Annotated in this window: 18 protein-coding genes; 13 read left to right on the top strand and 5 right to left on the bottom strand. The window is 37.6% G+C overall.

The features are described from left to right. The first annotated feature begins 585 nt into the window (after positions 1-585). Positions 586-1,113 carry an N-acetyltransferase family protein gene (locus tag AB6T38_RS03970; protein WP_372546090.1) on the top strand — a complete coding sequence of 176 codons (528 nt, stop codon included), beginning with the start codon at positions 586-588 and terminating at the stop codon, positions 1,111-1,113. Positions 1,114-1,220: 107 nt separating this feature from the next. On the opposite strand, the gene glgC is transcribed toward AB6T38_RS03970, so the two are convergent. From glgC to AB6T38_RS03950, 4 genes are all read right to left on the bottom strand, one after another. Further along, positions 1,221-2,528, bottom strand: a complete 1,308-nt coding sequence (gene glgC, locus AB6T38_RS03965; RefSeq protein WP_372546089.1) for a glucose-1-phosphate adenylyltransferase — start codon at positions 2,526-2,528, stop codon at positions 1,221-1,223. A gap of 607 nt (positions 2,529-3,135) precedes the next feature. After that, on the bottom strand, positions 3,136-3,744 hold the full coding sequence (locus tag AB6T38_RS03960) for a response regulator transcription factor (RefSeq protein WP_372546088.1): 609 nt from the start codon (positions 3,742-3,744) through the stop codon (positions 3,136-3,138). Then, positions 3,737-6,151, bottom strand: a complete 2,415-nt coding sequence (locus AB6T38_RS03955; RefSeq protein ID WP_372546087.1) for a PAS domain S-box protein — start codon at positions 6,149-6,151, stop codon at positions 3,737-3,739. Before AB6T38_RS03955 ends, AB6T38_RS03960 begins: the two co-directional genes overlap by 8 nt. A gap of 244 nt (positions 6,152-6,395) precedes the next feature. Continuing rightward, positions 6,396-6,809, bottom strand: a complete 414-nt coding sequence (locus AB6T38_RS03950) for a hypothetical protein (RefSeq protein WP_372546086.1) — start codon at positions 6,807-6,809, stop codon at positions 6,396-6,398. Between the two features lie 292 nt (positions 6,810-7,101). On the opposite strand from AB6T38_RS03950, the gene AB6T38_RS03945 reads away from it, so the two are divergent. The 3 genes from AB6T38_RS03945 to bfr (AB6T38_RS03935) all read left to right on the top strand — a co-directional run bounded on the left by AB6T38_RS03945 (position 7,102) and on the right by bfr (AB6T38_RS03935) (position 9,761). Next, entirely contained in the window at positions 7,102-8,676 is a 1,575-nt protein-coding gene (locus AB6T38_RS03945) for a cation:proton antiporter (protein ID WP_372546085.1), read from the top strand. A gap of 137 nt (positions 8,677-8,813) precedes the next feature. Next, positions 8,814-9,290 (top strand): bacterioferritin, encoded by a 477-nt coding sequence (gene bfr, locus AB6T38_RS03940; RefSeq protein ID WP_372546084.1) that lies wholly within the window; start codon positions 8,814-8,816, stop codon positions 9,288-9,290. Positions 9,291-9,293: 3 nt separating this feature from the next. Next, positions 9,294-9,761: a bacterioferritin gene (bfr, locus tag AB6T38_RS03935; protein WP_348490671.1), complete on the top strand. Its 468-nt coding sequence runs from the start codon at positions 9,294-9,296 to the stop codon at positions 9,759-9,761. Between the two features lie 11 nt (positions 9,762-9,772). On the opposite strand, the gene AB6T38_RS03930 is transcribed toward bfr (AB6T38_RS03935), so the two are convergent. Beyond that, a complete protein-coding gene (locus tag AB6T38_RS03930) occupies positions 9,773-10,096 on the bottom strand; it encodes a hypothetical protein (protein ID WP_372546083.1) in 324 nt (107 codons plus the stop codon). Positions 10,097-10,530: 434 nt separating this feature from the next. Between AB6T38_RS03930 and ccoN the strand changes: the two genes are divergently transcribed. From ccoN to fnr, 9 genes are all read left to right on the top strand, one after another. Beyond that, positions 10,531-11,976, top strand: coding sequence for a cytochrome-c oxidase, cbb3-type subunit I (ccoN, locus tag AB6T38_RS03925; RefSeq protein ID WP_372546082.1), 1,446 nt, complete (start codon positions 10,531-10,533; stop codon positions 11,974-11,976). Positions 11,977-11,987: 11 nt separating this feature from the next. Next, complete coding sequence (ccoO, locus tag AB6T38_RS03920) at positions 11,988-12,593, top strand: cytochrome-c oxidase, cbb3-type subunit II (protein ID WP_372546081.1); 606 nt, start codon at positions 11,988-11,990, stop codon at positions 12,591-12,593. Position 12,594: 1 nt separating this feature from the next. Continuing rightward, positions 12,595-12,780 (top strand): CcoQ/FixQ family Cbb3-type cytochrome c oxidase assembly chaperone, encoded by a 186-nt coding sequence (locus AB6T38_RS03915; protein ID WP_348490664.1) that lies wholly within the window; start codon positions 12,595-12,597, stop codon positions 12,778-12,780. Then, positions 12,773-13,753, top strand: a complete 981-nt coding sequence (ccoP, locus tag AB6T38_RS03910; RefSeq protein ID WP_348490663.1) for a cytochrome-c oxidase, cbb3-type subunit III — start codon at positions 12,773-12,775, stop codon at positions 13,751-13,753. The genes AB6T38_RS03915 and ccoP overlap by 8 nt, the downstream gene beginning before the upstream one ends. A 70-nt stretch (positions 13,754-13,823) precedes the next feature. Continuing rightward, positions 13,824-14,315: a FixH family protein gene (locus AB6T38_RS03905; RefSeq protein ID WP_348490661.1), complete on the top strand. Its 492-nt coding sequence runs from the start codon at positions 13,824-13,826 to the stop codon at positions 14,313-14,315. Then, entirely contained in the window at positions 14,315-16,702 is a 2,388-nt protein-coding gene (locus AB6T38_RS03900; RefSeq protein ID WP_372546080.1) for a heavy metal translocating P-type ATPase, read from the top strand. The genes AB6T38_RS03905 and AB6T38_RS03900 overlap by 1 nt, the downstream gene beginning before the upstream one ends. A gap of 12 nt (positions 16,703-16,714) precedes the next feature. Beyond that, a complete protein-coding gene (ccoS, locus tag AB6T38_RS03895; protein WP_372546079.1) occupies positions 16,715-16,900 on the top strand; it encodes a cbb3-type cytochrome oxidase assembly protein CcoS in 186 nt (61 codons plus the stop codon). Continuing rightward, on the top strand, positions 16,897-17,562 hold the full coding sequence (locus AB6T38_RS03890) for a sulfite exporter TauE/SafE family protein (protein WP_372546078.1): 666 nt from the start codon (positions 16,897-16,899) through the stop codon (positions 17,560-17,562). The genes ccoS and AB6T38_RS03890 overlap by 4 nt, the downstream gene beginning before the upstream one ends. Before the next feature lie 25 nt (positions 17,563-17,587). Further along, on the top strand, positions 17,588-18,325 hold the full coding sequence (fnr, locus tag AB6T38_RS03885; RefSeq protein ID WP_372546077.1) for a fumarate/nitrate reduction transcriptional regulator Fnr: 738 nt from the start codon (positions 17,588-17,590) through the stop codon (positions 18,323-18,325). Positions 18,326-18,433 lie beyond the last annotated feature (108 nt).

Below are 18,433 nucleotides of genomic sequence, written 5' to 3'. Positions count from 1 at the left end.
TGTTTGTTTAAATATTTAAAGTGTTGTTTCAGAGTTAGTTGTTATGCCGTTAAACTAAATTTAATTTAACATCCGCAGCAATTTAGTCTTAAAACTGAAACCAGGTAATTTTTGTAAAGTTCGACTATAGTTGGGATAAATTTGGAAGCCTACATGTGTCAATAACCAAAATAATATTGTGCTGGTCGAAATATTTTGAGCAAAATTCAATATAAGTAGATGAAGGAAATTTGAGATAATTTCGTAATATTGAAGCCGAAAGCGTTTTAACAGTCATTTTTGGTTCTTCTACTATAATAATCTGAATTTTAATACTTGGTACATAGTCAATAAATTGGCAATTCCTCTTATTAAAATGTGGAAACTACGTAGTGAGACTACTCCAATCATTCTATGTCTAAAGTATCTAAATTAACTGTCCAAACTGGCTATTGGGTAATTAACGAAATTTAAAATCGGCTTACTTTTAATCTTGGATTAAGTATTACCCACAATATAGCCAATGCTTTCCCTTATTGCTTGAACGTGCATCTTTACTATACTTATTTTTTTGGCATCCGTTTTATCAAACAGAGAAAGCACACCATGACAGTTAAACTAACTACGGATCATTCCTGTTTAAAAATTGGCAAATTAAATGTCACCATTCGACCAATATCAACTGAAGATAAGAATATTGAGGCTGAGTTTGTTAAAAATCTCTCCCCCGTAAGTAAACATAACCGTTTTATGGAAGGTATAAGAGAATTATCCCCTGCGATGTTAGACAAAATGTGTGACATTGATTTTGTTAACAATATGGCATACATCGCAACCATCGAAGAAGATGGCAAAGAGAAACAAATTGGGGTCTGTCGGTATGTCAAAACAGAACAAAGCGATGCCCGAGAAATGGCTATTACAGTAGCAGATGATTATCAAAAATTGGGCATTGGCAAAGAGCTATTTAACCATTTGTACGTGCATGCTAGAGCAAATTGCATTAACAAACTTTACTCTATTGATTTTCGAAGTAATACTAAAATGCATAGGTTTGCTCAAAGTGTGGGGATGCAAATGGAAATTGACCCTGAAGATGATAATCAGGTTATTTATAGCATTACACCCCGTTAGAACAGGGCTAGAGATTAAGGGCAATTAGGTAAATCTCATATCTGATGATTTACCTATATTCTTATTCATTTACTCATACTCAAGGCGCTGCATAAGCACTAAACTTGTTATGCACTCATCTTTTTATGATCAACACTTTGTGCATATATTTCTGCTTTTTGCAGTTCGTTTAACATATCACTAGTGACCAAAACGACTCCTCCCTGACTAATTCTAAATCCTCGCGCTTTGTCTAAACGGTGGTCTAAACCAATCTCAAAATTGTCCGGTATTTTGCAGTTTTCATCAATAACAGCAGAATGTATTTTTACGTTTTTACCAATATTAACATTTGGAAGAATAACCGATTTTTCAACAAGGCTATTACTTTCAACAAGAACATTAGAAAACAATAAAGACTGCTTTACGACTGCACCAGATATTATGCATCCACCAGAAACGTTTGAATCTACTGCATAGCCACTTTGGTTTTTTTCGTCAAAAATAAACTTTGCGGGAGGTGACTGCTTTTGATAGGTCCAAATCGGCCAGTCTTTATCATATAAATCTATATCGGGTGTTGCAGTGACCAAATCCATGTTGGCGTTCCAAAACGAATCTAGTGTCCCAACATCTCTCCAATAAGGCGCTACATTTGGCTTTTCAGAGCGAAATAAGAACGCTTCGACATGATCGTTTTTAATCGCATTTGGAATAATATCATGACCAAAATCGTGTTGAGATTGGGGATTTTTTGCATCCTCTATTAGTTTTTCAATTAAAAAATCAGTACTAAAAACATAATTTCCCATAGATGCTAATGTTGAACCTGGCTTATTTTTCATCACCCAAGGATTCAGGGGTTTTTCTTGAAATTCATTTATTCTTTTGTTGTCACCAACCGACATAACGCCAAATTTACCAGCAGCTTCTTCTATGGGCATTTCAATACATGAAATAGTCATATCAGCTCCACTTTTGGCATGTTGCGCTAACATATCACCGTAATCCATTTTGTATATGTGATCACCCGATAACACCACTATATATTTGGGTGCGTTTTCGCGAATAAAGCCGATATTTTGATACAACGCATCAGCCGTGCCGGCATACCAACTATTGGAGTACTGTTGTGAGGCTGGAAGTAGCTCTACATACTCTCCCAATTCTCGATTCAAATGTCCCCACCCACTAGCAAGATGGCGCAGAAGACTATAAGCCTTGTATTGAGTCAATACGCCTATTTTTCTAATTCCCGAGTTAATACAATTCGACAAAGGGAAGTCTATAATTCTAAATTTACCGCCAAATTGCACTGCGGGTTTTGCTTGGTGTTGAGTCAATTCACACAAACGAGTCCCTTTTCCCCCAGCTAGAACCAAAGCTAAGGTATCGCGGGTTAAATGACTTACATACCGACTATTTGAAATTACCATCTGCTTTCCTCTATTAATTAATAATTTAATTAACCCAACGGTCTTAAAAAAATAAGCTACACAATAAAAAGTGGCTAGCTTTATAACGCTATTTTTTAGATGTGTTTATTTCGCTTATATTGTTCTATTTAATAACCTGTTTGTGGTCTTTTAAAAGTGGCGTTTATTGGCAATTAATCTCGCATCATGCCGATACAAATTAGTTTACGATTGGTATCAAATTTAGGTTATTGGAGGTTTCTCGTAATTAATTGTGGAAAACACTTATAGTTAAGCTTCAATACATTTCGAGTGTTATTTTTACCGCTCTTTTTGCATTTAAAAAGAGTGATTAAAAACTTGGTTTTTATTCTAAGAAGGTATTAAAACTCTAAATTTTGTAAAAATTAGAAAGTTATTTGAATGTTGAGACAAATTGGTAGCAGATGATTTGGGTTTATCACAATCTAGCTTGGGGGATATTGTGGTAATCCCTAATACCCTAAAAATATCTATTGGATAATATGTATGTGTGTAGACCCAGTTACACAGCAATTACCTGAAACATTAGTTTCAGTTCCTCTTTGGAGTTCATCGTATCCAACCATTGATGAACTCCTTTTTTTATCTATTGTTCAGACAGAATTTTAATACGCACTAATTGTGCAAGGGTTTTAGCTCCGAGCTTTTCCATCACATGGGACCTATGAACCTCAACTGTGCGCTCACTGATATTTAGCTCAGAAGCTATCATTTTATTCATTGCACCTTCTGTCACTAAGTTAAATACTTCTCTTTCGCGGTTTGAAAGAAGACTTATTTTCTTCACTTCATTTTGCTTGTTAAAAATACGCGCATTTTGTTTCGTATTTAATGCTAAAGCTTCATTTATACGATCAATCAAGTTTTGTTCATTAAAGGGTTTGCGGATAAAGTCTATAGCACCATTGCGCATTGCTTCTACTGCCATTGGAATGTCGCCGTGACCTGTAATAAAAATAATAGGCAGCATGCTATTTAATTCTTTTAACTTTAACTGTAATTCTAAACCACTCATTTTGGGCATTCTAATATCAAGAACGATACATCCCTTCATTTCTTTATTAAAATGCTCTAAAAATTCATAACCATTGACAAAGGTTTTTGCTCTAAGACCAATGGATGCTAATAACATCTCCATACCGTCTCGAATCCCTTCGTCATCATCGATAATAAATACTGTTTGTTCATCAGTCATGGAATTTCTCTCCCGAAATAGGTAGCGTAAAATAAAAAGTGGTCCCGTATTGTTTATTATCTTTGAAGTTTAATTGTCCACCGTGTTCCTCAATAATTGATTTTGAAATTGACAAACCAATCCCCATTCCATTCTTTTTAGTGCTACTAAAAGGCGTGTAGAGTTTGTCTTTTAACTCTTGAGATAAACCACAACCGGTATCTTCTATGGCTATCTTTAACACCCTACTTGAAGTTTGCATGGCTCTAATCGTTAAAATGTTGCCATTTTTAAACTCTATCGTTTGCATTGATTCCATGGCATTTCGCAATAAATTAAGGATAACTTGTTGAATTTGTACTCGATCAACAAAGACTTCGACATTATCATCATCCATCTCCACTTGAATGATAATTTCGTTCAAGCGTGAAATCGGTTCTATTAACTTAATCACCTCCTCTATTAATATATTACTCTCTACCGCTTCCTTTTGGCTGTCTCCCTTTTTAGTCATTCTTTGAACGCGTTCCAGCACGCTACCAGCGCGCAGGGATTGCTGAGTTAATTTATCGAGTAATTCAGGTAGCCTATCAAAAGTACGTTTTTCACACATATTTTTAGCCGTAGCTGAAAACAACGCTATAGCCGTTAACGGCTGATTAATTTCATGTGCCACTGCAACCGCCATTTCACCTAAGGCATTTAACCTGTCGAAGTGGGCTAATTGCTCCGTAAGACGACGAGTTTTATCTTCCGATGCCAATTGTTGAGTAATGTCTCTAATTAACCCCACAAATACTCTGCCCTCAGGATTTACTATTTCACTGACCGATAAATGTATTGGAAACAGTGATCCATCTTTACGCTTTGCTGTTAAAACTCGACCCGTTCCAATAATATGGGTTTCATTTGTTTCAATGTATTTAGCAAGATATTGATCATGTTGTTCACTTTGTCGCGGCGGCATGAGTATCTTAACGTTTTTACCTAAAACCTCTTGTAAAGCGTAGCCAAACATTTTTAATGCGGCTCTATTGAAACTTTTTATACTTCCTTGTTGATCTATTGTTATTACAGCTTCAACAACAGAATTAACAATAGCCTGAGCAAACGCGTGACTATGTAGCAGATCTGCTTGGGCTTGTTTAATAGAAGTAATATCGGTAATAAACCCTTCAAATACTATTGCTTCATCGGAATTAGAGAGATCATTGAGTAAAGCCTCTCCTCTTTCCCACACGTATTTAATATCATTGCTTTTAGTAATTATTCTGTATTCGAATTCAAAACGTTGTTTTTGATTAACCGCTTCGTCTACGAGTTGTTCAATTCGTTGATAATCTTCAGGGTGAATGATTTTCCCCCAAATAATATCTCCGGACTCAAACTCTTGTTTGCGATATCCGGTTAACTCCTCACACTCCTCATTGACTAGCACAATAGGCCATCCATCTGTATTTAGGGCACGGTAAGCCATGCCTGGCAGCATTTTTAAAAAGTGCTCATTCTTCTTACGATCATCCTCTAACGACTTTTCTCTTTTTCTAGAAAGTAAAACCGCATAAAACGCTATAGCTACACATAAACTTAGTAACAACCCCGGCATCGATAACACTTTGATCATGCGATAATGCTTTAGGGCTAAAAACTGATTAGTTGGCGCAATGGTAACCTGCCAATCTTGGTTTTGTAGTGTGAAGTTTGCGGTTTTACTCCACGTGGTATCAATTAAATTGGCATCGAATTTTTCAGGAAAAATATTCTCGCCATTCACAGATATCAAAATTTGATGATCAAATAGCAAATAAGACGGCAGTACTTCTTCAAAATAGTGGTTAAAAAGAATCACGCTGCCAATAAAACCTTCTAACTCTTTGTGGTTATTGTCATTGTTAAATACAGGTACAAATATTCCGAAACCGGTTTTTCCATCTTCAGAAGTAATCGGAACTGTGACCATCGCGGTGCCGTTGTTTTTAGCTTCCATTGCAGCATTAAAGGAATCAGGGATTGAATTTAAATCAATATTCAAAGCTGTTTCATTGCCCATTAACGGTATAATTTTTCGTACATGAAATGAACTATCAATCCACCCGATGGCCTGATACCCGCTATGGGAGTCGTAAAGAGCCTTACCAAGCAAATTCCAATCTTGGTCTGTTAACCTATTTGAAATATGTGAAAGTTGTGCGAACTCCGACAAGGTCAACATTCGCTTTTGCAGATCGTCCTCAAGCAATATTTTTATTTTGTTAGAGGTGTTTTGGGTGACATTGTCTATGTAATTACGCTCTTGTGTTTGTATATACAAAACTAACAGCGCGATAAGAATCGATGTGATGACACCTGCGACAACGGAGTAAATTAAAATAGCGATTTGGGGAGGGAAATTAAATCGCCATTTGTTGATGTCTAATTTTTTTTCCATTTAATAGTTAGTCCGCAGAAAAATAGATAAGGGAAAAAATGTTTTTAAACGCATCAACTCATAGGACAGAAGACGCTTTATTGCATGTTACTAAGTATGCATTCACCTAAAAGCAATATTACGTGCAATTATTTTACCACAATTAAAATGCAACGTTGTTATTTCATTTAAGAAATTAACGGTATCGATGGTAAGTTTATTCGAAAACTCGATGACGCCAAACACTAAATAGGCCAAATAATCATCATGGATAATTTTTTATTAGGTCATATTCAGGAACTTTTAACCCTAAGCTTTCTAAATAATTTAAACCATCTTCTGCCTTATCGAATCGTTTTGGGTTAAAAGAGCAATCGTCGAAAAAGAACATTAGTTCCTCTCCTTGATTTGACGATTTTGTTATCCAACTTTCACCAACTTGATTTTTACGTTTTAACATCAGTTTACTTTTAAACGGAGATTCAAAGACTTCCTTGGGCAATGTCCACTGAGACATGTCAACACAACCCCCCCAGTCACGGCTTCTTTTTTTACTTGCAATTACAGACAATTCACTGATGTAGGCAAGGTCTGCTTGAATCGTCCATACACCTTTCAAAACGATATAAAGAATATCATCAACAGGAGTGATTTTAAAAAAAGCTGCATTATCACTCATTCATTTTCCTAGATTGGTAATCCATTAAGTTTATTCTTAATCGAAGTAGCACATTAGTTTAACTTAATACTAACTCAAAAAAATGTAAGTAATTGAAGTTTTGATAAAACTTCAATTTCAACAGACGATTTCACCTTAATTAAATTTATGCTTTAATAATCTTAATTGGAAGGTGTATATAGAAATCATTTAGCCAATTCTAAAATTAGAACAATAAATCTATTTAACCCAGCTTTATCCCTAAGTATATTACTTAATCAAATCAAATTTTTAGATGTAACATTGGAGTATTATGGAATTCGCTTTTATCCTAGTAGCATTTTTGTGCGGTTTAACCATGAAAATCATAGGATTACCTCCGCTAATTGGCTTTTTAATTGCAGGGTTTAGTTTAAATTTCATGGGCTATGAAGCCAATGCTTCCTTAGATACGCTTGCGAGTCTTGGCATTACTTTGATGCTGTTCACCATTGGTCTTAAACTCAATATTAGGGACTTGATCAAATCTGAGGTATGGGCTGGAAGCACCTTACACATGTTTCTTTGGGTACTTATTGTTGCATCTTGTTTCGTTTTTCTAACAGCATTAGGAGTTGGTTATTTTGCCGATATAAATATCGTCACCGGCGCTCTCATTGCTTTTTCCCTAAGCTTCAGCAGCACCGTATGTATTGTTAAAATACTTGAAGAAAGTGGTGAGATCCGCACTAGGCATGGGAAAGTTGCCATTGGTATTTTAGTCATGCAAGATATTTTCGCGGTAATATTTTTAGTTATCGCCACAGGAAAAGTTCCCTCTGTATGGGCTATATTGTTACTGCTGTTGTTTTTGGCCAAACCCATTTGGTCGTTGTTATTAGATAAAGCCGGACACGGCGAGTTACTCCCACTGATGGGGTTTCTTATTGCCATTGGAGGCTATGAGCTATTTGAGTTAGTAGGTCTCAAAGGAGATTTAGGGGCCCTAGTTCTTGGTATGTTACTGGCTAATCAAAGCAAAGCATCAGAACTATCTAAGTCGCTTATGAGCTTCAAAGATCTTTTCCTTATTGGCTTTTTTCTATCCATCGGCTTTACCGCACTCCCCACCCTTGAAATGCTAGTGACAGCACTTTTATTATGTTGTCTTATCCCCCTTAAATTTGGTTTATTTTTCAGTATATTCACACGCTTACGTCTACGCGCTAGAACCTCATATTTAGCCAGTTTAGTACTAGGAAATTACAGTGAATTTGGGCTTATTGTTGTTGCATTATTAGTTAATGAAAATTTAGTAGAAAAACACTGGTTAGTTGTTTTAGCGTTAGCTGTGTCTATTTCATTCCTATTCACGGGTTTCGGATACCGTTCTTCTCATCAACAATATAATCGAATTAAACATAAACTAAAAAATTATGAACATCCCCAACGTCTTAAGGAAGATATTTATAACTTACCGACTAATGCTCGCGTTCTAATAATCGGTATGGGCCGTGTTGGTAAAGGCGCATACAAAGCATTAGAGAATGTTATGAAAGAACAGGTTTGGGGAATGGATGCTGATCAGAATCGAATACGTAAAATGCAAAAATTAAATATGCAGGTATTTGTTGGTGACGGTGAAGATGTTGATTTTTGGGAGAATTTCGATTTACGTCAAACAGATATTGTCATGCTTGCAGTCCCATCAGTAGAAGATATCAGTAATATTACCCAACAATTAAGAAATGCTAATTACCAAGGTACTGTTGCATCTATTGCTCGTTATGAAGATGAAATCGAGTTGCTGCAAAAAGCCGGCGCAGACAAAGTTTTCAACTTTTTTACAGAGGCAGGAAGCGGCTTTGCTGAGGAAAGCCTACAAATGTTATCTCTTTCAAACAAGTAGCTGTTATTGGCGAGTAATAACAGAATCAAAAATGATAACCATTACTATTGACTATCCAATTGTTTTTAAAGGAAAAACTTACAAACCCTCAATTATTGGTCTATACTCGCCTTATTGTTTTTCGGGAGATTTTTAAGATGAAAGGTCAAGCAAATATACTTGCTGCTTTAAATGAAGTGTTAACGACAGAGTTAACCTCAATTAATCAATATTTTTTACATGCAAGAATGTATAAAAATTGGGGGTTAGATAAGCTCAATTCAGTTTGTTACAAAAAGTCAATTAAAGACATGAAACAGGCCGATGAATTGATTGAACGAATCCTGTTTCTTGAAGGTTTGCCTAACTTACAGATGTTAGGAAAACTATATATCGGCGAAGATACCGTGGAAATGCTGGCATGCGATAGTAAGTTCCAATTAGAACAGATCCCCAAATTAAAAAATGTCATTGCCCTTTGTGAATCAGAACAAGATTACGTATCGCGCGATTTATTAGAAGATATCTTGGAATACGAAGAAGAACATTTAGATTGGTTGGAAACTCAAGAGTATCAAGTTTCAGCATTGGGATTAGAAAATTACTTGCAAACGCAAGTCGGTTCGGGAGATTAGAATATGAAAGGTAATCAAGTAATAATAGATTCGTTAAACGGTTTGTTGGCTTATGAATTGGCAGCAATGGATCAGTATTTCATTCACTCTCAAATGTATGACGACTGGGGATTAACTAAACTATATGAACGTATCGCCCATGAATTTGACGATGAAAAAGGTCATGCCACTAAGTTAATCGAACGTATGCTGTTTTTAGAGGGCACTCCTGATATGACGGTTCGTTCAGGATTTAAAGTCGGTGCTGATGTACTAGAAATGTTAGAAAGCGATTTACGTGTCGAATATACTGTAACTGAAGAGTTGAAAAAAACCATCGCGTTGTGTGAGTCAGAAAAAGACTATGTGACCAGAGATATGCTTATGATTCTTTTGGAAGACACAGAAATGGATCATGCGCATTGGTTGGAACAACAAATCGGTTTGATCAAGCGACTGGGTCTAGCAAATTATTTACAGTCTCAAATGTAACGACCACTTAGCTAAATTTGGGTTTGGAAGAATACAAATATAGTATGTATTTTACCCGTTTGTATATCTTCCAGTTCAATGGTTAATTTCCATCTCATATTAGGTTCGCTGCAAGCACCAATGAACAATTGGGCATCGAGCAAAACGTGATTATTCTGTTTATCTATTCGACTCGACTCTAAAAACAGTGGGGTTTTCCCCATGTACATATTAGTGCCTTCTAACCAACCTTTTCTAACCACATATTGAGTGTCGTAAGTTATTTCTATATTGAGCATTTCTTCAATCACTATTGGAAACCTAGAAAAGGCTACCTGCACAATAGAGTCTTCCATTTGAATAACGCACGATTTCGATTCCAAATAACATAGATTATTCGATAGAATTGAGTCGTTTTTATTATTCAGTGAATAAACTACGGAAAGAATCAAAATTACAACTATAATAGGAAAGATACGTTTAATCAGAGTGTTGTACCTATGAAATGAGCGAGTGTGGTGATTATTTGAAAGTTAGTTTGAATGATCACCAGAATAAAAACAAGAAATGCTGAAAATCTATTGATTAAGATCAACCTTATGGTGTTTATGCTATCTTTTTTATGGCAAAAACTTTATGATCGCGTCTTCAAAATCTAAGTTTTGAAAACGAATTCATAGACTTAGGTTAATGAAATGTAAAAACCGTGACAATAGTGTCACATACACATAACAAATCAAAAATAATTCGTTATTTTTGTCATAAATAATGATGTGGAAGATCCATTGATATGAGCGTAGCCAGCCAAGTACATCCGGAATACAACTATAAGGTCGTTAGGCAATTTGCCATAATGACTGTCGTATGGGGAATTATTGGAATGGCGGTAGGTGTGTTTATTGCAGCACAACTTTACTGGCCAGCCTTAAATTTTGACATTCCTTACCTCACCTTTTCACGATTGCGTCCTTTACATACCAATGCCGTTATATTTGCATTTGGTGGATGTGCTCTGTTTGCCACTTCATACTATGTAGTGCAACGAACATCGCAAGTTAGGATTTTTAGTGACAAGTTGGCGTCTTTTACATTTTGGGGATGGCAAGCTGTTATTGTTTCAGCTGCAATCACCTTGCCTTTAGGGTTAACGACTACTAAAGAGTACGCTGAACTAGAATGGCCAATTGATATCTTAATCACCCTAGTCTGGTTGGCTTACATTATTAACTTCTTCGGTACAATTGTAGTACGCAAAGTGTCGCACATATATGTGGCAAACTGGTTCTTTGGAGCCTTCATGCTTACTGTTGCTGTATTGCACATTGGTAACAGCATGGCAATCCCTGTTTCCTTGTTTAAATCCTATTCGATTTATGCCGGTGCTGTAGATGCAATGATGCAGTGGTGGTACGGCCATAACGCTGTAGGTTTCTTCTTAACAGCAGGTTTCTTGGGTATGATGTATTATTTCGTACCTAAACAAGCTGGCAGACCGGTCTATTCCTATCGTCTGTCAGTTGTCCATTTCTGGGCACTTACCTCTCTTTACATTTGGGCAGGCCCTCACCATTTGCATTACACCGCTTTACCTGATTGGACACAGTCCCTTGGTATGGTTATGTCAATCATCCTATTTGTTCCGTCTTGGGGTGGCATGATTAACGGTATTATGACCTTATCTGGTGCATGGCATAAATTGCGTACCGACCCAATTTTACGATTCTTAATTGTTTCTCTTTCATTTTATGGCATGTCGACTTTCGAAGGTCCAATGATGGCAATTAAAACCGTTAATGCCCTTTCTCACTATACGGATTGGACAATTGGGCACGTACACTCAGGTGCATTAGGTTGGGTGGCAATGGTGTCAATCGGTTCTATTTATCACCTTATCCCAGTACTGTTTAATAAACCTGCGATGTACAGCATTAAATGGGTAAACGTACATTTCTGGTTGGCCACTATTGGTGTAGTTCTTTACATTGTAGCCATGTGGATGTCAGGTGTATTACAAGGTTTGATGTGGCGCGCAGTGAACCCAGACGGCACACTAACTTATAGTTTTGTTGAATCATTACAAGCGTCTAAGCCTTTCTATTTTGTTCGCTTTATTGGTGGTGCATTCGTTGTTGCTGGTATGTTATTGATGGCTTACAACGTTTACAAAACTGTACGTACACCTAATGAAGAGTTTTCAAAAGATCCTGAAAACTCACCTCAACCTCAAGCAGCATAAGGAGATTTGAGATGAAAAACGTTCACGAGCTGGTTGAGAAGAATATTGGATTGATGGCGATATTTATTCTAATCGCCATTAGTTTCGGTGCCATGGTTGAAATCACACCATTAATGTTCCAACAACAAACAATGGAAAAAGTAGAAGGTCTTGAACCTTATACTGCCTTAGAGATGGAAGGCCGAGATATTTATATTCGCGAAGGTTGTGTTGGTTGTCATAGCCAGATGATCCGTCCTTTTAGAGCTGAAACTGAACGCTACGGTCACTACTCGGTTGCAGGTGAGTCGGTTTGGGAACACCCATTTTTATGGGGTTCAAAACGAACTGGACCTGACCTTGCACGAGTTGGCGGTCGTTACAGTGATGATTGGCATCGCGTTCACCTACTGAATCCTAGAGACGTTGTTCCTGAATCAAATATGCCAGGGTTCCCTTGGTTAGCCGAAAATACTCTTGACGGCGAATTGATTGAGAAAAAACTGCGCGTCTTTAAAGACTTCGGCGTACCTTACAGCGAAGAAGAAATCGCAGGTGCGAAAGAAGCAGTAAAAGGTAAAACAGAGATGGAGGCCTTAATCGCCTATCTACAATCTCTAGGAACGGCGCTGAAATAGTATGGATTACGGTGCAGCGGGTAGCATATTTACAGTTGTGGTTTTTGTTTGCTTTATTGGCATAGTGGTTTGGGCTTTTAGTGGCCGCGCTAAAAAAAGATTCGATGAAGCAGAAAATTTGGTTTTTGATGATGAGCCAACCCAACAAACAGAAAAAAAAGAGCGGGAGTCTTCGATAAATGAGTAGCTTTTGGAGTATTTGGGTCTCAGTAATCTCATTGGGAACAATTCTAGGGTGTTACCTGATTTTACGTTGGTGTCTGTTAAACAAAACAGGCGTTGCAGAAGGTGACGATATGCATCATTCATTTGATGGTATTATCGAAATTAATAACCCATTACCTAAGTGGTGGACAATCATGTTCTATATGACCATGATTTGGGGAATATTATATTTATTACTTTACCCGGGTTTAGGGAATTGGAAAGGTTTGTTAGGTTGGAAAAGCTCTAACCAAAACGTACAAACACTACAAGAATCTAAAGACGCCGTATTGGCTTCTAGAGAAGAAGCTAAAACTGCCCTATTCGGTTTAGGTGGTGTTGGTGTTGAATACGACCGAGAACTTGAAAAAGCGGAAGAAAAATTTGCGCCTATTTTCAATCAATATGCTGAACAGCCTATTGAAGTTTTGGTTAACAACGAAGAAGCATTAAAAATTGGTCAGCGTTTGTTTATGCAAAACTGTTCCCAATGCCATGGTTCTGATGCTCGAGGCCAACGCGGCTTCCCTAACCTGACTGACCATGACTGGTTATACGGTGGCACACCAGAGAAGATAGTTGAAACCTTAACCCTTGGCCGTCAAGCTAACATGGCAGCATGGTTACCCTCATTTGGCGAAAAAGGTGTTGAAGAAGTTGTTGCTTATGCACTTAGCTTAAGTGGCCGTCAAGTTGACCCTGATTTAAAAGAAGCTGGTAAAGCACGCTTTGCAGTATGTTCTGCTTGTCACGGTCCTGACGGTAAAGGAAATCAAGCTCTTGGTGCTCCAAACTTAACGGATAATATTTGGCTATATGGTGGAAGCACCGATGTGGTTACAGAAACCGTTAATTATGGTCGTGCTGGTGTGATGCCTTCTTTCAAAAATACTTTGGGAGAAAAGAAAATACACCTTGTAGCGACCTATGTTTATAGTTTATCTAAAAACAAATAAACACTAAGTTCGTTCCTAATAAAGCCTCGTTTATCGAGGCTTTATTTTCTTAAATAAGAAGTAAATATTAATGAATCGCTCAGATAAAACACCTTGGTATAAACAATTTTGGCCTTGGTTTTTAATCACCATACCTGTTGTATCTATTTGCCTAAGTGTCACTATGTTAAACCTCGCCTTGAACACTGAAGATAGTTTAGTAATAGACGATTATTACAAAGAAGGTAAAGGCATTAATTTAGAGTTAACCAAGATACAAGAAGCAAAAGCTCAGGGAATCTCTACTGTCTTAACCATCACTGATAATCGGGTACAACTCGAGTTCTTGTCTGGTAAACCAAATTCAGGAGAAGCGTTAAAACTTCATTTTTACCACGCGACTCTGCAAGATAAAGATTTTTCATTATTACTCACGCAAGATGCTAATGGAATTTACAAAGCGACTGCTGAGGAACCAATAAAAGGTAAATGGAAACTCACTCTTTCGCCTTTAGATGAGCAATGGAAAATAATGCAGGATAAAGGTTTACCCCAGAAAGCCCCTTTCAACTTTAACCCTTAATGGAAAATAATAATCCAAATAGCTGTTACCATTGTGGCCTTCCTATCCCCAAAGGAGAGGTTTTCTGGGCAGATATTTTAGGTAAACCTCGCAAAATGTGTTGCCCAGGTTGCCAAGCTGTTGCTGAAGCAATTGTTGAAAATGGATTAGAAGATTATTACCGCTTCAGAACAGAGTTTGCCGATAAAGGCGACGAACAGTTAACAGAAACCCTTGATAGATTGAAGGCATACGATCACGAGGAAATTCAACAAGAATTTGTGGTTGATGACGGTAGTCAAAAGCAAATACAATTAACCATTGAAGGCATAAGTTGCGCTGCTTGTGGTTGGTTAATTGAAAGACAACTTTTAAAAACCCCTGGTATTAAACGCATCGCGGTGAATGTTTCTGCGCGAAGAGCAACGATAAATTGGATCGATTCGCAATTAAAGCTAAGTGAAATCATTTCACAACTTGAGTCAGTAGGCTATCACGCCCTTCCCTTTCAAGCGGACGAACACGAAGCTTCTTACCAAAAAGAAACCAAAAGCTATTTAAAACGTATTGGATTAGCAGGCCTTATGAGTATGCAGGTCATGATGTTAGCCATCGGACTGTATTTTGGTATTTTTGGCTCAATAGAAGATACAACCAAAGAATTTCTCCACTGGGTGAGTTTTCTATTAACCACGCCTGTGGTGCTATATTCTGGCTTTACTTTTTATAAAAGTGCATTTAGTTCATTACGAATGAAATCTGTAAATATGGACTTTTCCGTTTCAATAGCCATTATCGGTACTTTTGTGGCTAGTGCTTGGGCAACAATTACCCATACCGGCGAAATTTATTTTGAATCAGTTTGTATGTTCATCTTTTTATTACTAATCAGCCGCTTTTTAGAACACCGTTCACGACACCAAGCCAGTCTCATATCTGCCAATATGTTTAAATACATTCCACTGACGGCCATTCAGATAGATAGTGATAACAAGCAAAACTCGGTGTTAGCAAAACACCTTAAACCAGGACAAAAAATACTAGTCCGCCCTGGTGAAACGTTTCCAGTCGATGGGGTGATAACATCTGGCGATGGAAACGTAGATGAGTCCATGTTGACGGGTGAGTCTGAGAAAATCAAAAAGAATATTGGTGACCATGTGTATGGCGGCACCATTAGTCTGTCAGGCTCATTTGAAATAGAAGTTGAAAATGAACTTAAATTATCCTTAGTAAATAAAATACTACGTTTGCAAGAATTAGCCCTTGCCGATAAACCCAAGGCTGCAGTGTATGCTGATGTAGCCTCAAAATATTTTATTGTAATTGTTCTAGGAATTACTCTGATTAGTTATTTCGGTTGGTTAGCTTATCAACCAGATCGGGCATTTTGGGTGGCCATATCGATTTTAGTCGCCACCTGCCCTTGTGCATTAAGCTTAGCAACCCCCACGGCATTAACTAGCGCCATAGCAAAGTTAAACCAATATGGTTTATTGGTAAAAAGAGCAAATATAATTGACGTCATGCCTGATGTCGATACGGTAATTTTTGATAAAACAGGTACCCTCACTAATGGTCACTTTAGTGTAAGTGAAGTTGAGCTATTTAATCATTCAGACGAAAATTTTGTATTCAACTTAGCGGCTGGCATCGAGCAGTATTCTAAACATCCAATCTCCCAAGCGTTTCAATCCAAAACGCCTCTAGAGGTTAATCACGTAGACACCATTGCTGGCAAAGGCTTGCAAGGTACCTATCAATCACAAATTGTAAAGATTGGTAATTTAAGCATTTTAGATGATAAATTAAATTTGCCAGTAAACCCTGATGACTCTCGCGTGTATTTGCAATTAGGCAAACAATTAATCGCCGCATTCACGGTAAAAGATGTAGTCAAAAAAGACGCTAAACAGCTCGTCAATGACCTGAGTAGCAAACAATTAGTGATGTTAAGTGGTGACGCCGAAACAAGTGCTACCTCGGTTGCCAACGCCTTGGGAATTCCCAATGTGTATTTTAGGCAAACTCCTCAACAAAAACTCAATTACATCCAAAGTTTACAAGCTGATGGACATAAAGTGTTGATGATTGGAGATGGTATTAATGACGCGCCTGTATTAGCGGCTGCCGATGTATCTATTGCAGTAGGTGACGCGAGTGACATGGCGAAACGTTCAGCCGATATCATTTTATTAAATTCGAAATTAAGTAATGTAAAATTTGCTGTTAGTATGGCAATCAAGGTACGCCATAAGATTAAACAGAATATGGTCTGGGCTATAGGTTACAACGCACTTATTCTTCCTCTTGCAGTGGCTGGATACTTAAGCCCATGGATGGCCGTTATCGGTATGTCTTTAAGTTCAATCATTGTAGTAGCAAATTCAATTCGTCTGCTCCGTTAATAGGAAACTAAATTGAGTATTATTTATGTATTAATCCCCATCGCTATACTGCTCGTTTTGTTAGCTATCGGGATCTTTTTTTGGGCAGTTAAGTCAAATCAATTTGAAGATTTAGAACGTCAAGGTTACAACATTTTATTCGATGATGACGTAGACAAAAAAGCACCACAAAAAACCCCTAAAACTGATAAAGAATGAACGATATCAGCTGGTTCTCAGCGATTTTAATTGGTCTTGCAGGTAGTGTACATTGTGCAGGGATGTGCGGCGGTATTGTTACCTCATTTACCTTTGCCTTGCCAAAAAATCAGTCACAATGGCCATTTTTAATCGCTTATAATACAGGACGTATTTTATCCTACAGTGTTGCTGGCGCTATCGCCGGACTTTTAGGGCAAGTTGTCACAACCCAATCTTTCATCAACCCACAAGTACTCACCCTGTTTGGTGGGGTATTTATGGTATTACTGGGGCTTTATGTGGGTCAATGGTCTAAATTGCTCACCAAGGTCGAAAAAGTTGGTGCTATTTTTTGGCGTAAAATCAGTCCGTTGTCAAAACGTTTTATTCCCTTTAAACACCCTATGTATGCCGTACCCTATGGTGTGATTTGGGGTTGGCTGCCCTGCGGATTAGTATATTCAACATTAACCTGGAGTGTTTCCACTGGCAGCGCCGTACAAGGTGCGTTGACCATGTTTTGTTTTGGTTTAGGCACACTGCCTATTATGTTAGCAATGGGAGCTAGCGCCACTCAAATCAGAAGTTGGTTAACACAATCCTTAGTAAAACGTAGCGTCGCAGTTTTATTATGTTTATTTGGCTTGATTTTATGTTACCAAGGGATTCATAATTGGTAACGAATGAATTAAGTGGAATTATCTAATGTCTGATTCGAACAAGTTCAGTATTCGCTGCCAAAATTGCAGTTTTAACCACCTTTGCATCCCCGTAGCCCTGAACCAAACAGAAATGGAAAGTTTGGATGAGATAATCGAGCGTAAACGTCCTTTGCATAAAAATGATCAGCTCACTATTCCAGGGCAGAAATTCACCTCCTTATTTGCGGTAAGAACAGGTTCATTTAAATCCTATATTACCTCCCCTGATGGAGAACAACAGATAACCGGGTTTCATTTTCCTGGTGATATTGTTGGTTTCGACGGACTCTTTTCAGACAGTTACCAAAGTTACAACCAAGCCATGGAAACCTCTATGGTGTGTGAGTTACCCTATGACAAGCTTGATACTATGAGCGAGCAACTTCCGTCTTTACGTAAAGAAGTGCTTAAGATCATGAGCACGGAAATAAACCAAGACCATAGTATGATGATGCTATTGAATAAACGTACCGCAGAGGAACGTCTTGCACATTTTTTGGTTAATTTATCTGACCGCTTTCACTCTCGTGGTTTTTCGGAAACAGAGTTCAACTTAACCATGACGCGCAACGAAATAGGTAACCATTTAGGTCTTACCGTAGAAACCGTGAGCCGTTTATTAACCCGTTTTCAAAAAGAAAATATCATAAAAGTAGATGGCAAATTTATCCAGCTCCTCGATTTATCCACCCTTAGAACTAAACTCGGTGAACATGTTTTGCAGAATAAAGCCTGCGGATAAGCCTTTCCTGTTAAGTTGATTTAGGTCAAAACAAATAGTCGGTTAACTGGCAAAATAGCTAAATTACCCATACACTTAAGTTGTAAGTGTAAACCTTTCAAGGGAGTT

Origin of the sequence: Aliiglaciecola sp. SL4 (assembly GCF_041538045.1) — a bacterium.
GTDB lineage: Bacteria > Pseudomonadota > Gammaproteobacteria > Enterobacterales > Alteromonadaceae > Aliiglaciecola.
This window is presented reverse-complemented; position numbering and strand designations above follow the sequence as displayed.

Coding starts and splice junctions, on each gene's coding strand:
- AB6T38_RS03950 (WP_372546086.1), bottom strand. CDS start 6,809: ATGAGTGATAATGCAGCTTTTTTTAAAATCACTCCTGTTGATGATATT.
- AB6T38_RS03915 (WP_348490664.1), top strand. CDS start 12,595: ATGGATTACGGTGCAGCGGGTAGCATATTTACAGTTGTGGTTTTTGTT.
- fnr (WP_372546077.1), top strand. CDS start 17,588: ATGTCTGATTCGAACAAGTTCAGTATTCGCTGCCAAAATTGCAGTTTT.
- glgC (WP_372546089.1), bottom strand. CDS start 2,528: ATGGTAATTTCAAATAGTCGGTATGTAAGTCATTTAACCCGCGATACC.
- ccoN (WP_372546082.1), top strand. CDS start 10,531: ATGAGCGTAGCCAGCCAAGTACATCCGGAATACAACTATAAGGTCGTT.
- bfr (WP_348490671.1), top strand. CDS start 9,294: ATGAAAGGTAATCAAGTAATAATAGATTCGTTAAACGGTTTGTTGGCT.
- AB6T38_RS03905 (WP_348490661.1), top strand. CDS start 13,824: ATGAATCGCTCAGATAAAACACCTTGGTATAAACAATTTTGGCCTTGG.
- ccoO (WP_372546081.1), top strand. CDS start 11,988: ATGAAAAACGTTCACGAGCTGGTTGAGAAGAATATTGGATTGATGGCG.
- ccoP (WP_348490663.1), top strand. CDS start 12,773: ATGAGTAGCTTTTGGAGTATTTGGGTCTCAGTAATCTCATTGGGAACA.
- AB6T38_RS03960 (WP_372546088.1), bottom strand. CDS start 3,744: ATGACTGATGAACAAACAGTATTTATTATCGATGATGACGAAGGGATT.
- AB6T38_RS03900 (WP_372546080.1), top strand. CDS start 14,315: ATGGAAAATAATAATCCAAATAGCTGTTACCATTGTGGCCTTCCTATC.
- AB6T38_RS03890 (WP_372546078.1), top strand. CDS start 16,897: ATGAACGATATCAGCTGGTTCTCAGCGATTTTAATTGGTCTTGCAGGT.
- AB6T38_RS03930 (WP_372546083.1), bottom strand. CDS start 10,096: ATGGAAGACTCTATTGTGCAGGTAGCCTTTTCTAGGTTTCCAATAGTG.
- AB6T38_RS03970 (WP_372546090.1), top strand. CDS start 586: ATGACAGTTAAACTAACTACGGATCATTCCTGTTTAAAAATTGGCAAA.
- bfr (WP_372546084.1), top strand. CDS start 8,814: ATGAAAGGTCAAGCAAATATACTTGCTGCTTTAAATGAAGTGTTAACG.
- AB6T38_RS03945 (WP_372546085.1), top strand. CDS start 7,102: ATGGAATTCGCTTTTATCCTAGTAGCATTTTTGTGCGGTTTAACCATG.
- AB6T38_RS03955 (WP_372546087.1), bottom strand. CDS start 6,151: ATGGAAAAAAAATTAGACATCAACAAATGGCGATTTAATTTCCCTCCC.